Raw genomic sequence first — 14,284 nt, forward strand, 5'->3', positions numbered from 1 at the left:
TGACTTATCTATTTTGGCCCATTAAACGACCAGACTCGTCGTCCAATTCAGTCTCATAGTAAGCCTATTCGTTTAAATATATCACAACATCTGCTGACTTTCTTCCCGTTTGAACCGTCAGACAACAGCGGCTTATCACCCATCCTTATGGATAGTGAGTCGACTGCTTAACGCCTAACCCTTTAGTCGTCAGCCATACTCTAGCTGCCAAGGGACGAGTCGATAACTGACTCGCAACATCCCTTGGCCACAACGACAGGGAATGCCTTCAAAGGCGTGGGGATGGGCTATTTTTGATGGTTTGCTTGGCCTCAATGGCGCATTCTGAGCGTTAGCAATGGCCTGACGGACTGCCTGCAACTTCCTCTTACGACAGGCATTGGCTAGCCAACCATAATGGCGAATGCGCATGAAGCCATGCGGTAACACATGCTGTAAGAAACGCCGCAAGAACTCCGCACCCGTCAACCTCATGACTTTAGAGTGGGCGTCCCGGTAGTCCTGATAGCGGAAGGTAACGTTGTGCTCATCGATGGCGATAAGACGCGATTCGCTGATGGCTATTTTACGAGTGTAGCGCGATAGATAGCGTACAACGGTTTCTGCTTTATGCAGGCAAGGCTTTCCATAAACAACCCACTCCTTTTGCATCAGCTCACGGAGCCGTTTGTTGACCTCACCAGCATTTGTAATACGGCTCAATTCTCCTTTGTAGCTGGCTGCTCGTAAGGCGCTGACCATCTTGCCTCGAAACAAATGGGACAAGGCTCTGACAGGAAACAGGTAGTTGTTTTTCGCAGCGTGCCAATGGCCATCGTCTCCGAGTGCGCCACCAGGGATCAAGCAATGTAGATGTACATGCTGACTGAGGTTCTGCCCCCAGGTATGCAAAACTGCGGTGGCCGCTAATTGTCCATTCAGGCGCTTTGAGTCGTGCCCGAGCGTATTAAGCGTCTCCCAAACACTGGCAAATAGGGCGCTATAAATAACGCGCGGGTGCAGGCGCACCCAGCCGTTTAGGTCGTGCGGCAACGTAAACACTAAATGGAAATACGGGGCATTAACGACATTACTCAACTCTCTTTCTAACCACTGTTCGCTAGCGCCTTGCTGACAACGCGGGCAATGTCGATTACGACAGGCATGATACAAGCGCTGCGCTTGACCGCAATCATGGCAATGTAATTGAAAACCGCCCAATGCTGCCGTACGGCAACGCTGTATTTGATGGCAGACCTTATACTGCTGCGGTGAGAGAGTGGGTAGTTGCGGCTGAAATTGGCTAACGACCTGGGCTAGTCGCTGCATGACTGATTAAAATGTAGGCCCTTCACCAAATCAACCACTGGGCTGTCACCCGGACTATCCGCTAACCAGTGTGTATAACGACTCGTGGTACTGAGATGGCTATGCCCTAAAATACGTTGCAACTGATGAATGGGCATACCTGCCTGCAACGAATGCGTGGCAAAGGCATGCCGCAAACTGTGAACACCACCCTGCTTGCCAATGTCTGCTGTTTTCTTACTGGCACGATAGCACTTTTGCACCGTGGTAATGCTCAATGCATTCCCTTCTTGCCCTGGAAATAGCCAGAGGTTGGGTCGGTACTGTTGCCAATATTCTCTCCATTGCTGCAATAAGGACTCAGGAATAGGAACATAGCGGTCTTTACCCCCTTTGCCCTGAACCACATGCAGCAATTGACGTTCGCCATCAATCTCAGAGAGTCGAATATGCACTAGCTCACTGACGCGAAGGCCGCAGCCATAGGCACTTAGCAGCAGTAAACGATACTTCGGGTGGGAAGGTTGACGGGTTAATCGTTGCACGTCCTGACGCGTTAACAGGTCAGGCAAGCGCTGTTGCCCTTTGGGGAGTGTGAAACGATAGTCTGAAAACGCAACATCCTCAAGCACGAAAGCATAGAGAAAGCGCACACCATTAAAATACTGGCGACAAGTAGACGCTGACACGCCGCGTGCCTTCAACAGCCATAATAACCAAGCCTGAATGTCTTCAGGGGTGATTAACTCAGGTGAGCGATGATAATATCGACACAGCTGTTCAACTGCATAAACATACGACTTGATGGTACTGGCTGAACAGCCACGAAGGACCAACGTATCAAGCATCCGTTGGCGTAGAGGACTGACTTTCATGATAAACCGCCTTTAATTGTCTGTTTAATAACAATTAAAGTTTGGCTCATTTATAGAAAATTACTTGAAAACCAGTAAGCTACCGCGAAGCGGTTTAGTTCAACAGCTCATTAAGAAGGTCTAAGACCTTTTAATATATTATCAGGTCTTGAGCCCTTGTTTTTTTGGCAACACATTCTAGAAATATGCTACAAGTCATTAAACCATATCACTTTTAGGGTAAAAATTGGAAATATAATTACCTATTATCAGGTTTTAAACACCTCTAATTGTTCTCTTTTTGTTTCATTTGTGAAAACCTGCTACCTTCGCTGCATGTATAAATCACCCTATCTAAACGAAATATCTAACTTCATGCTAGTACGTCAATATAGCTTGCGTACTGTTAAGACTTATATTTTCTGGATCAAACGATTCATTCAATTCAACGACAACAGACATCCAGAAAGCTTAGGAGAAATAGAAGTCGAAAGATTTTTGACTCACCTTGCTGTCAACCGTACCGTATCGAGGAGTACTCAATCCATTGCTTTAAATGCTATTGCCTTTTTGTATACGAAATTCATGGAAAGTCCATTAAAAGACATGAGTGGGTTTCAACGTGTAAAGCGACCAGCAAAACTTCCAACAGTACTAACTCAAGAAGAAGTGAGAACACTTCTTGGTCATGTCGAGTCTAAACATAAACTGATGGTTGGAATACTCTACGGTTCAGGGTTACGAAGAATTGAACTTCATCGGCTGAGAGTTCATGACGTGGATATTAAGTTAAAACAAATACGTGTCTGGAACGGCAAAGGCTACAAGCATAGAATAACCACACTAGCTACTGAACTCATCCCTGCAATCGAGAAGCAAATACATCGTGTTCAGGGGTTACTTTATGAAGATATAGACAATCCAGATTTCAGTGGAGTATGGATGCCAGATGCACTGGAAAGAAAGTATAAAAAAGCGAATAAGTCATTAGGCTGGCAATACTTATTCCCTTCTGGTCGATTAAGTATAGAGCCTGCGACTGGCTTATTGCGAAGACACCATTTAGATGAAACAGGAATAAATAAAACTTTAAAGCGAGCAACCCAATTAGCGGGGATCAACAAACAAGTTAGCTCACATACTTTGCGGCACTCTTTTGCTACACATCTGTTGCAAAATGGTGTTGATATTAGAACGGTGCAATCACAGCTAGGCCATTCAGATGTTAAAACAACTGAAATTTATACTCATATTCTTAAGCAAGGAGCAGATGGCGTTAAAAGCCCATTAAGCCACCTTTTACAAACGTAATGATTCAAAACAAAAAAGCCCAGCAGGTCTCTCCACTAGGCTTCATATTCCAACCAATTTATACCTACAAACTTACGCCTGTGGCTTCATATGAGGGAATAAAATTACATCTCTGATCGACGCAGCATCCGTAAACAACATCACCAAACGATCGATACCAATACCCTCACCTGCTGTCGGTGGCATACCGTACTCAAGCGCGTGTATGTAGTCTTCATCAAAGTGCATTGCTTCGTCATCGCCGCCATCTTTCTCAGCCACTTGCTTATGGAAACGTTCAGCCTGATCTTCAGCATCGTTAAGCTCCGAGAAGCCATTACCGATCTCACGACCACCAATAAAGAACTCAAAACGGTCAGTCACAAACGGGTCAGAGTCACTACGACGCGCCAGTGGAGACACTTCTGCTGGGTACTCAGTAATGAAAGTCGGATCATTCAAGTTCTCTTCAACGATCTCGTCAAACAACTCAGTAATAATCTTACCTAAGCCGAAAGACTCTTTAAGGTGAACACCCAACTTTTCAGCAACAAGACGCGCACGGTACTCAGTCTCTAAGTCAGCCGCTTCGATGTCTTTGTTGTAATGCATGATCGACTCTTTCATCGTCATACGTACAAACGGCTTGTCAAAGTCAAATGTTAGACCTTGATATTCAACCGTCGTATTACCGTAAACATCGTTAGCCAAGCCACGAAACAACTCTTCAGTTGTATCCATCAAGTCATGGTAAGTCGCATACGCTTGGTAGAATTCAATCATCGTGAACTCAGGGTTATGACGTGTCGATAGCCCTTCGTTACGGAAGTTACGATTGATCTCAAAGACACGATCAAAACCACCTACAACCAAACGCTTCAAGTAAAGCTCAGGCGCGATACGTAAGTACATATCGATGTCTAGTGCGTTATGGTGTGTCTCAAAAGGACGTGCCGTCGCGCCACCAGGAATCACCTGTAACATCGGTGTTTCTACTTCCATGAAGTCACGCTGCATGAAGTAGTTACGGATGTACGCAACAATCTTCGAACGCATTTTAAACGTCGCACGGGTCTCGTCACTCATGATCAAGTCAAGGTAACGTTGGCGGTAACGCTGTTCGTGATCCGTCAAACCATGAAATTTTTCAGGCAGTGGACGCAGTGACTTAGTTAACAGTCTTAGCTCATCCAACTTAACCGATAGCTCGCCTTTGTTAGTTTTGAACATAACGCCAGACGCGCCGATAATGTCGCCACTATCCCAACCTTTAAATGACTCATACAGCTCTTCACCCAATGCTGCTAGCTGTACGTACAGCTGCAAACGACCAGTGCTGTCACTGATCGTAATGAAGCTTGCCTTACCCATCACACGCTTAAGCATGATACGACCAGCAACACGGACTCTAGCTGGGTTCTCAGCTAACCATTCTTTATCTTTATCGCCATAAGCCGCTTCAAGGTCAGCCGCATTGTTCTCTGGCTTGAAGTCGTTTGGAAAGGCTACACCCTGCTCACGAATTGCTGCTAGCTTCTCGCGACGCAGTGTGATCAGTTGATTTTCGTCATGTTCCTGTACGGAATCCTGTTCACTCATTTTAAACTCTCTTAGAAGCCGTTCTTTAAGCTTGCTTCGATAAATTGATCTAAAGAACCATCCAATACCGCCTGTGTACTACCCGTTTCCACATTGGTACGATGATCTTTAATGCGTGATGCATCTAATACGTATGAGCGAATCTGACTACCCCAACCGATGTCAGACTTATTGTCTTCCATCTCTTGGCTTTCAGCATTTCGCTTTTGAATTTCTTGCTCATAAAGCTTTGCACGAAGCTGCTTCATGGCGGTGGCCTTGTTCTGATGCTGCGAACGACCATTCTGACACTGTACAACGGTGTTCGTCGGTTCGTGAGTAATACGCACCGCCGACTCAGTTTTGTTTACGTGCTGACCACCCGCGCCCGAAGCACGGTATACGTCAATACGTAAGTCTGATGGATCGATATCGATCTCAATATCATCATCGATTTCTGGTGATACAAACACCGAACAGAATGAGGTATGACGACGCCCACCCGAATCAAACGGTGATTTGCGAACTAAGCGATGCACACCAATCTCAGTACGTAACCAACCGAAAGCATATTCGCCTTCAAATTTGATGGTCGCTGACTTAACACCTGCAACATCACCCGGTGACGCTTCCATTAGCTCGACTTTAAAGCCTTTTGCCTCGCCCCAACGCAAGTACATGCGTAGCACCATTTCACACCAGTCTTGAGCTTCTGTACCACCTGAACCCGACTGTACATCCAAGAAGGCATTACAACCATCCATCTCACCAGAGAACATACGTTTAAACTCTAACGCAGCGAGATCTTTTTCAAAGCCATTAATCTCTTCGATAATGTCATTAACAGCGTCTTCGTCATCCTCTGCTTCTGCCATTTCCAAAAGATCTTTCGCATCAGTCAGCCCTTCTTCTAGACGATCTGCCGTTAAGACAACATCTTCTAGACGAGATTGTTCCTTTCCAAGCTCCTGAGCGCGCTCAGGGTTGTTCCAGACTTCTGGGTATTCTAATTCGCGAATAACTTCTTCTAGTTGGTCTTTCTTCTCAGCGTAGTCAAAGATACCCCCTAAGTGCGTCTAAACGCGACTGTAGGTCTTTGATGTGAGTATAGGTTGGGTTCAGTTCCATAATTCTAATGTGCTAGTTCTTTGGGAAGGTTATGATACATGATGAGCTTGTCGCTTAGGTAGACTTTATTAAGCGTGTGTTATCTCAATTCAGAATCCAGTATCATATTTGCATCGTTAAATAGGAGAATTAATATGCCATCATTTGATGTCGTGTCTGAAGTTGAAACACATGAAATACGTAATGCGACGGATCAAGCGAACAAAGAAGTGACGACTCGCTTTGACTTTAAGGGCACTAACTCAAACTTTGAGCTTAAAGATGATGTGATTACAATGAAGTCTGAGAGTACTTTTCAGCTTCAGCAGATGTTGGATATTTTGCGTAACAAATGTGCGAAACGAGGCATTGATGCCGCAGCCTTAGATCCGCAAAATGCTTCTGAGACGGGTCTTAATAATGCGAGCCAAAAAGTATTATTGAAGCAGGGTTTGGACGCTGAGAAAGGCAAAAAAGTGATTAAAGCGCTGAAAGAAGCAAAGCTGAAAGTGCAGGCACAGATTCAAGGTGAGCAAGTGCGTGTGACGGGCAAGAAGCGTGATGATCTTCAGCAGGCAATGGCGGTTTTGCGTGAGCAAGAGCTTGGTTTGCCGCTACAGTTTAATAACTTTCGTGACTAAATGTACCTAACTCCAAACTGAAGCAGTCAGCTACCATTATCAATGATGGTTAGCTGCCAGCTTTTACGCTCTATTTTTCTAGAGACCCACAACCATACGAGCCTGCTTTAATAGACGTTGTCTCGAGATGAATCTCATAAATAACGCCAGTCTTGTCTGTGAGATATGTATGCGTAACCACCCCACCATCCAAACCTATATTGATATAATTCCCTTCACCATCACACATATGTGGCAACGCTCTTGTTTCCGACTTAAGCACATACTGCTTAGCTCCATCATCCAACACCGTGATGGTAGCAGTCTGATTAAATCGCTTTAAAACTGCGTCTATTTGCTGTCCGTGAGCCTCAACAAGTGCTCCTTTGTAAACTTGCTCACCCTCTGATGCAAGCACTACTGAACACAATACAAAGCACGCCAAAAACATTACTTTTAGTAAATACTTCATTATTGTAAAACCTTTTGTCCTTAAATCAACCAAAGATACCTCACTAAAGCTCTTCATTCGACTTATATTACTCACCAAGCTCGTGCTAGTAAAAGCAAACAGTCTCCAGTGATTACAGTACCATTCGACTTACCGTAATTTACAATAAAAAAAGGCTCGCAAATGCGAGCCTTTTCACTATTCATACTGACCTACAACAATACTTAAGCAACATGCTTCTTCAACGTCTCAGCATGACGAATCCAACCTGCAACCGTCGCAATATCTGGAATGCTCGATACCTTTTCGACACGCTGGTTAACTGACTGAATCGACTGAATCAGCTTCTCAGGGTTTGCAGCAGCCAGTGCCTTAGCCGAATAAACACCGCTTAACTCTAGCACCTCCGCCATTGGCCCATCGATGCCTTTAATACGCAACAAGTCAGCAATCGATACCCAAGATGAAACCACCCAAGACTCGCGCCCAAGTGCCTTAGAAACGATATTAACGCCAGTATCATCAGTACACTTTTCTAATAAGTTAAGTGTCGTGTTCACTCCCATGTCATGAAGTTGAATACGGTTATCTTTACCAATCGATCGAATCAACTCTATGCGATAGTTCTCATCGTTAGGCGAACCAATCGCGGTAGCATTAACGACTTCAGTCGTTGTATCTTCTACTTTAACTTTAACTTTTTCATAGCCGTCACGCGCCATTCCACTAAGCTTAGACCAGCTTGAAGATAAACCGTCTGACTTACTAGCTGCCGCTGCACCAACAACCGCTGCCGCACCTGCGCCCATAATGCCAGATGACACTTCAGAGTAGTCACGAGGTGGCTCTACAGTGCTGGCTTTTTGTACTAGGCTGTCAACACGTAACTCACTAGCGCGAAGGTCTGTCTCAAGCTTTTTATATTTTTCAGTGGTTTGTGTCAGTGCTTTTTGAGTCTGTTCAAGCTGCTGTTCTAACAAGGTAGACTTGCGTTTTTGCTCAGCCTCTTTCTGTGTCAACTCACGTAACGTCTGGTCCCCTGACTCTAGCGTCGACTTCAGCTCTAGCAGGCTGGTTTCCTGCTGCTTAATCGTTGTATTCGCCAACGATAAGTCTTCATTTCTAAGATTGATTTTACTGTCTAGCTCGCCACGTGCGACGTCAAAGAACTCTTGCTTCTGTTGCAACTCAGAAGACACATCACCCAAGGTATTCTCACTGCACTTCAGCTGCTCTTCGTACTCTTGTAACTGACGCTGTGCTTCTTGAAGACTGTTATTAGCGGCCTGAGATTTCTCATGCTCACTTTCTAGCTCAGCAGACAACTTCGCTTTCGCTTCGGTCAACGAGGCAACTTTTTCTTCTAACTGAGTTGTCACCACTGACGAGGCTTTTGGGGTAATCACATTACCGTGTAGACCTTGCAATGAGTCTTGAGTCGTCACTAACTGATCTGTCGTTTCTGCAAGCTGTTCTTTCAGCTGACCGACTTCATCGGTACGAAGCGCTAGTTGGTGCTTAACAGAGATAAACTCTTGGCTACCAACCACTGACCCTGTCGCCTGCTCTTTTATACGCTGCGCTAATACATCACGCTCTTGGGACAGCTTTAGGTACATGTCACCTTGACGCTTATTTGTTGTCGTTAAGTCTTCCGCAGAACGAGTAATCTCTGCTTTCTCAGCGTCAACATTGGCCATGCGCTGTGTCCAGTCAGCATTAACCTTTTCGATTTTTGCCTTTGCGCTACCCCGTAAAAGCCAACCTGCAATCAAACCTACGATAGCCGCCAATAACAAAAAGATCCATATTTGAATAACTAGGTAGCTCATTATTTTAATCCTTTAACAATCAATTCAATACGGCGATTTTCAGCACGCCCTTTTTCAGTTTTATTACTCGCCACTGGCTTCGCTTCACCATAGCCTTCCGCTTTTAAACGAGAAGGATTGAGTCCAAGTTTTACTAGATATTCCATGACTGCGTCAGCACGCTGCTTACTCAGTACTTTATTGGTTTTGGCACTACCAGCAGAGTCGGTATAACCATTAATGCTAATTAGCTGATCGGGGCAACGCCCTGACGCTCTAGCAATATTTTCTAGCAGGCTTAAACTCGCTTTTTGTAGTTTAATAGAGCCACTTTCAAACTGAATTTTGTCTTTCTTTAGCAGGCTATTAAACTCAGTTTGGCAGCTCAATGCTGCGTACTTAGAAGAGCCAACCTTAGGCGCGCCTTGCTGAACTGCGGCAACAGCGTCGACAACACTTAGCTTTACGTCAGTTGTATAGTCACCCGCCAACAGTTGAGCAAACGACTCTGAGTCATCGCTCGCTGACTGTGACACTGCAACTCCTTGAACCAATGCTTTTCCATCACCGAAGCTAGCATTACCCTGTTTAAGTGGCAGCAACGCGCTAATACTATCTTTGGCATGTTGCTCCCAACTGACAGGTGATGTTGCTGAGCTAACGCTGACATTCCAAACCGAGGTCTCAGGGTCAACATCTAGACTCATTAAGTGCTTATCCATCTCCGCTTTAAAGTCAGAGTCAGACACGATTCCGGTAAAGGTGTATTGACCCGACTCATCACGTAAAATATTCATGGAATAAGGGTAAGCAGGTGCTGTTTTTGTGCCTGGCTTAGTCAGCGCGACACCATCTGCGCCACTGCTGGCGACTGGAGACGAAGTTACTACTGGGATGATTGTTGAGCCATCTTGCAGCATCATCTTATCTTGCACACTGTTAACACCATAAATATTGGCTATTTTTAATGCGTGCTGCTGCAGTTGGTGGCTTTGCGCCAAACCAGAAAGCGTTACTTCCCTACCGTCAACACTGGCCTTAGCCCAGGATAAGTTATTAGAGATCAACGCTTCATCAACACGTTGCTTTATATCTGCCTCGATAGCAGGTGCTTTGAATTTATAGGCCGCAAACCAGCCGATAACAGCCAAAGCAATCAAAGCCAAAAGGATGATTAGTAGTTTTTTCATCGATCTTTCAAATTCCTTTTTAAAAGTACCTGACACGTTCAGTACTTTTTTAATGAGACAGTGCAAGCGTATTGTCGTTGTGACTTCCAGTCATCAACTACATTATACCTATAAACAGAGCTAATCTATCCATGCAAAACTAATCAGTCAAGATCAGCAACAATTTCAGACACGATTGGGGTGAAGATATCGGCTGCTGATAATTTATTAGCCAAACCACCACCATCGCTCACCGGGCTACCAACAAACGCACTAATACTGTAACGCTTACCGCGTATTAACACGCTGGCAACCAGCCACTGATCACGAAGTGCTAATTGCTTAGTGTAGGTTTGGCCTGATTTGGTTAATAAAAATCTCACATTATTTAATTTGCGTAACGATTTGAGTGGCCCTGTCTTAGTATTCACGTCGTAATTAAGCAATTGCTTAAGGAATGTTTTGGACTCATTCGTTCGCAGATAGTTACCATTAATAACGATTGGCGAAGGAATTTTACTGAATTCTAAATAGCGTTTTCTTTCTTGTAAGTCAGTCACTAAGAACTGCGAGATACTCATGACTGAGCGTGGATTCCCATCGCCATAGAGTATTTCGCTTAACTGGTGAATGACTTCTAACTGGCGCAAAGGTGTCGATTGAACAACGCCATAACTCATTTCATACGCGAGTTGCTCTGCGTGACTAGGATTACCCTCACGGGAGCGCAGATCCGTTAGCCCAAAGTCACGGTAAAGCCCTTGTACTTGCTTGCCATCCACATTTTTGCGCAGCGCATAAAACAACGGAAGTGATGCACGCGCCTGAATAGCCTGTTGGAAACTAATCGCATGGCCTTTTTCTTGAAGCGTGTCGCAGTTGACTATACCACTTGAAAAACCTTCAACGGAGCTTGGTAAGTTGCGATAGGTTTGGTTACAAAACAAATCGCTAGGCTTATTATTTTCAGACACTAACAATACCGACGCAGGTATGGCAGACAACGCGCCAATCGCACGAGGATTCACTTCGCCACGAGTAAAGTACCTGACAATCTGTCCTGCTTGATCCGCCACCATCACTTGAATCTGCGCGCCACCTTTGTCGGGTGACTCACCCAGTATTCGTCTTAAGCCACAATCTTTACAGCGACGCTCAAAGGACGCTAAACGACTTTGTAGTTTCGCTTGGAAGATGGCATTTTCTGTCACAGGTAGACTCAGTTGTATGTCGCTAATCAGCTGACTATCTGTTGTTCGACTGTACTCTGCCTCTAAACTCTTCGTCACCAGCGTTGCAAAGCTACCTAGCAACAACTCTCCACGACGCATGAGGTATGGAAGATTTAACACTTCTTGAGGCGTTTTAACACCTGTTATCAGCACAGGCTTTGGTGCTTTCAAAGCTTTCAAATCAGCTCGAATATTATTCACAAGGCGTGGTTGCTGGCGTGTATAAAGCTCACCACTCACCACTTCTGCCTGCTGAATTAAGTCGTCCCAGTTTTCTAAATCTAATAACGGCTGCGCTTGTAACTGCGCTATTGCCATTATGGACTGCTCAGCATTGCTTAGCTGCTCAGGTAGCTTTTTAAACACCACATCGGCAACAGTACGCAAGCCTTTTAAGTCATCACCATGACCACGCAAGGGTCCATGAATCGCAACCCAGCGCTTAAACTCAGCACCGTTGTTTTGGGCTAAATAAGGAAAGGTATGTCGCGCCAATCGAATGCTAGATAGGGTATTGCACAGGCGATCAAATAAACCAAAGCACCCCGCCTCTTTTTGATCATTTAAGGTTTTGCTTAACTGACTTAGTAGGCTTTCTTTTTCAGACTCATCAAATGGGTTAAACGCGGTCATAATATCGCTGACTGCGGCGCCTTTGTAGTTGCTCTTACGTAAGAAAAGTAGATCAGACAAGGAGGTGTCTTGATAGCTAAAGTCTAGTTTTCGGCCTGTTTTATAGTCGAGAATATCCCAATAAACAGGCGGCACCATTTCAGTATAAAGGCCACTTTCAGTACCTTCTGCCGCTTTGGGATGTGTCATCGCGCCAATTAGACTGCCACGTTGACCTAGTACTGCCGTCGCCGTGTGAGTTTGATGAAGTGACTGATAGTGAGCAAGTAACCTAGCGTCTGGCTCTCCTGACAAATATCCATACAAACTCGCCACACTTAGCACTGCAAGCACAATGACTAGCTTTACACCGCTCAGAAGAAACTCTAAAACACTGCGCGTATTTAAAAAGAACATCCAGCGGAACACTTGCCAAATACTGCGCACGACACTTTCTATCAGTGCCAGCACAATACTCACGCCATAACGCCAATCCTTTAGAGGAAGTTTAGCGGCACGCTCGCCACTATTCCCTGAGCCATTTTGGATCAGTGGGTGAGCAAAATAGCGCAGCGCATGCAGTCGGACCCAATCAATGGCCTGACCGCCTATAAAGAATACTTTTAGTAAGGCCAGGTACACGGCTCTTCACTTTCTTCAATTGCTTCTTCTTCAACCGTTGCCGCTGTAAATACCGCAACACTCAACGCTTGTTTCAACTCATCCCACTGTGTCGCACTCATGCGATACACATTGTAAGTAAGGTGTTCAGCATCGTCCCCTAGGATCGAATACACTTCAGTTTTAACACCACGAGGAATCCAGCTATAAGGCACTTGTCGCAACATCGCAGGACGAATACGTTCACTAGATAACACCTCAAACAGTTCCAGCATTTCACTCGCCATACGATTACCGTGTACCGGTGAGCTAGGAATCACAAAGAAATGTTGCCCTAAACTATCATGTAAGTACGGCTGCACATTACTCGCGAAGTGTTTCATGTCGGTAATGCCACGTAACTTTTCGGCATCTTCTGCACTGAAATACTCGCCTTCAAAGTCTTTACTCATCCAGTTGCGGCGACGAGAAATGTAACCATCGGCCAAACCAACAATCAGCAACACGAAATCAACCAACGCTCCAAGCATTAACGGGATATAATCATCGCGGTTAGTCGAGTCCTTACCCTGCTCCATCAACGCAGTTACGTCTTCGTTATTCCACCATGCCACTAATAGGCTTGGGATTGAACGGATAACATCCATTGCACGATTTAAAACATTGCGCTGATCAAACGGGTTAAACAGCTGCACATCTTCCATAAACGGTAAGCCTTCGATGCTGTTAAGCATGGCGTTACCATTTAGCGTAATCGTTGTGTCTGGACACGCAATATTGCCAGTAGCCGTCGGCACAATGCTTTGACGCTTATCACCTACACGCTGCTCAATAACACGTGAAGACTCTTGCAACACAGGCGCATTACGGTTGAGGTTAATGGTATTGATTATGCCGTTAACTTGGCTTTGTAAACTGACCACGTCTTGAGTATTTGGACGATAGTTTTCAATGATATTTTGTAGCTCAGCAATGTCTGCTTTCACTTTCGCGCCCAATGGCTCTATACCGCTTGCAATCGCTGAGAACACCATTGCTTCATTGTTTCTAAAGGTACGGCGTGGGCCTTTACCGGGTGAAGAACCATCACCACAACTGCCACCAAAGTTTTCTTCTTCTCGTGCGCGTCGCTCAGAGTACAGTCGTAATTGTTTACTACCACGCTCCACGGCTTCAAATGAGAGTAGATAATTTTGCGCGCCATCACGGACTTGTTTTAGCTGAGCCGTAAAGTTTTCTTGGGCATAACCTTCTGCTCGTAGCAGCTTGTAGTAGAAGCCGTAACTGAAGAACACACTGATACACATCATCAAGATATACAGCGGCAACCAGCGACCTTTGACTAACAAGCGACGTGACAATGCCATTTTTCGCAGCGAGTAAACCAGTACCAGTTGGATACAGAAAACAACCAGACCAAGCACGCAAATACCAATCCAAGAAGCATCTTCTGGATTCGCAAATGAGAAACGTACTAGACCGTCAAAACTGGTATAAAACGAAATAACCGACAGCAGAACGATAAGAACGACAGGCGTTGTTCTGGCATTCGTAAAGAAGCCATAAATCATGCCTAAAATAGTGGGGCTCGCCATGTTTTCCTTAAACCACTGGGGGATTTAGTATTTTATCGGGGGATATTTAACAAAAAA

11 protein-coding genes are annotated in these 14,284 nt (G+C 45.1%); 2 read left to right on the plus strand and 9 right to left on the minus strand.

What is annotated here, in order from left to right:
• Positions 1-189: 189 nt before the first annotated feature.
• Both DKT75_RS01605 and DKT75_RS01610 read right to left on the minus strand, forming a co-directional pair.
• Entirely contained in the window at positions 190-1,308 is a 1,119-nt protein-coding gene (locus tag DKT75_RS01605; RefSeq protein ID WP_109821550.1) for an IS91 family transposase, read from the minus strand.
• A complete protein-coding gene (locus tag DKT75_RS01610) occupies positions 1,296-2,162 on the minus strand; it encodes a tyrosine-type recombinase/integrase (RefSeq protein ID WP_109821551.1) in 867 nt (288 codons plus the stop codon). Before DKT75_RS01610 ends, DKT75_RS01605 begins: the two co-directional genes overlap by 13 nt.
• 315 nt (positions 2,163-2,477) lie before the next feature.
• Here DKT75_RS01610 and DKT75_RS01615 point away from each other — a divergent pair, with 315 nt between their 5' ends.
• Positions 2,478-3,452: an integron integrase gene (locus DKT75_RS01615; RefSeq protein ID WP_109821693.1), complete on the plus strand. Its 975-nt coding sequence runs from the start codon at positions 2,478-2,480 to the stop codon at positions 3,450-3,452.
• Positions 3,453-3,524: 72 nt separating this feature from the next.
• Here the strand turns inward: DKT75_RS01615 and lysS are convergent, their stop codons facing one another.
• Together lysS and prfB are read right to left on the minus strand one after the other, a co-directional pair.
• On the minus strand, positions 3,525-5,030 hold the full coding sequence (gene lysS, locus DKT75_RS01620; RefSeq protein WP_109821694.1) for a lysine--tRNA ligase: 1,506 nt from the start codon (positions 5,028-5,030) through the stop codon (positions 3,525-3,527).
• 11 nt (positions 5,031-5,041) lie between these two features.
• A protein-coding gene (prfB, locus tag DKT75_RS01625) for a peptide chain release factor 2 (RefSeq protein ID WP_109821695.1) occupies positions 5,042-6,137 on the minus strand; the annotation gives its coding sequence in 2 pieces (ribosomal slippage) (positions 5,042-6,064 and positions 6,066-6,137; 1,095 coding nt in all).
• Positions 6,138-6,271: 134 nt separating this feature from the next.
• On the opposite strand from prfB, the gene DKT75_RS01630 reads away from it, so the two are divergent.
• The gene (locus DKT75_RS01630; protein ID WP_109821696.1) at positions 6,272-6,757 is read left to right on the plus strand and encodes a YajQ family cyclic di-GMP-binding protein; all 486 of its coding nucleotides are present in this window, start codon (positions 6,272-6,274) and stop codon (positions 6,755-6,757) included.
• A 70-nt stretch (positions 6,758-6,827) separates the two neighbouring features.
• Here the strand turns inward: DKT75_RS01630 and DKT75_RS01635 are convergent, their stop codons facing one another.
• The 5 genes from DKT75_RS01635 to DKT75_RS01655 form a co-directional block, all read right to left on the minus strand.
• Positions 6,828-7,208, minus strand: a complete 381-nt coding sequence (locus DKT75_RS01635; RefSeq protein WP_109821697.1) for a hypothetical protein — start codon at positions 7,206-7,208, stop codon at positions 6,828-6,830.
• Positions 7,209-7,411: 203 nt separating this feature from the next.
• Entirely contained in the window at positions 7,412-9,019 is a 1,608-nt protein-coding gene (locus tag DKT75_RS01640; protein ID WP_109821698.1) for a DUF4332 domain-containing protein, read from the minus strand.
• A complete protein-coding gene (locus DKT75_RS01645; RefSeq protein ID WP_109821699.1) occupies positions 9,019-10,188 on the minus strand; it encodes an OmpA family protein in 1,170 nt (389 codons plus the stop codon). The genes DKT75_RS01640 and DKT75_RS01645 overlap by 1 nt, the downstream gene beginning before the upstream one ends.
• A 143-nt stretch (positions 10,189-10,331) precedes the next feature.
• On the minus strand, positions 10,332-12,653 hold the full coding sequence (locus DKT75_RS01650) for a hypothetical protein (RefSeq protein ID WP_109821700.1): 2,322 nt from the start codon (positions 12,651-12,653) through the stop codon (positions 10,332-10,334).
• A complete protein-coding gene (locus tag DKT75_RS01655; RefSeq protein WP_109821701.1) occupies positions 12,635-14,227 on the minus strand; it encodes a hypothetical protein in 1,593 nt (530 codons plus the stop codon). The genes DKT75_RS01650 and DKT75_RS01655 overlap by 19 nt, the downstream gene beginning before the upstream one ends.
• Positions 14,228-14,284: the final 57 nt, after the last annotated feature.

Origin of the sequence: Leucothrix arctica (genome assembly GCF_003172895.1) — a bacterium.
GTDB classification, from domain to species: domain Bacteria; phylum Pseudomonadota; class Gammaproteobacteria; order Thiotrichales; family Thiotrichaceae; genus Leucothrix; species Leucothrix arctica.

Coding starts and splice junctions, on each gene's coding strand:
- DKT75_RS01605 (WP_109821550.1), bottom strand. CDS start 1,308: ATGCAGCGACTAGCCCAGGTCGTTAGCCAATTTCAGCCGCAACTACCC.
- DKT75_RS01610 (WP_109821551.1), bottom strand. CDS start 2,162: ATGAAAGTCAGTCCTCTACGCCAACGGATGCTTGATACGTTGGTCCTT.
- DKT75_RS01615 (WP_109821693.1), top strand. CDS start 2,478: ATGTATAAATCACCCTATCTAAACGAAATATCTAACTTCATGCTAGTA.
- lysS (WP_109821694.1), bottom strand. CDS start 5,030: ATGAGTGAACAGGATTCCGTACAGGAACATGACGAAAATCAACTGATC.
- DKT75_RS01630 (WP_109821696.1), top strand. CDS start 6,272: ATGCCATCATTTGATGTCGTGTCTGAAGTTGAAACACATGAAATACGT.
- DKT75_RS01635 (WP_109821697.1), bottom strand. CDS start 7,208: ATGAAGTATTTACTAAAAGTAATGTTTTTGGCGTGCTTTGTATTGTGT.
- DKT75_RS01640 (WP_109821698.1), bottom strand. CDS start 9,019: ATGAGCTACCTAGTTATTCAAATATGGATCTTTTTGTTATTGGCGGCT.
- DKT75_RS01645 (WP_109821699.1), bottom strand. CDS start 10,188: ATGAAAAAACTACTAATCATCCTTTTGGCTTTGATTGCTTTGGCTGTT.
- DKT75_RS01655 (WP_109821701.1), bottom strand. CDS start 14,227: ATGGCGAGCCCCACTATTTTAGGCATGATTTATGGCTTCTTTACGAAT.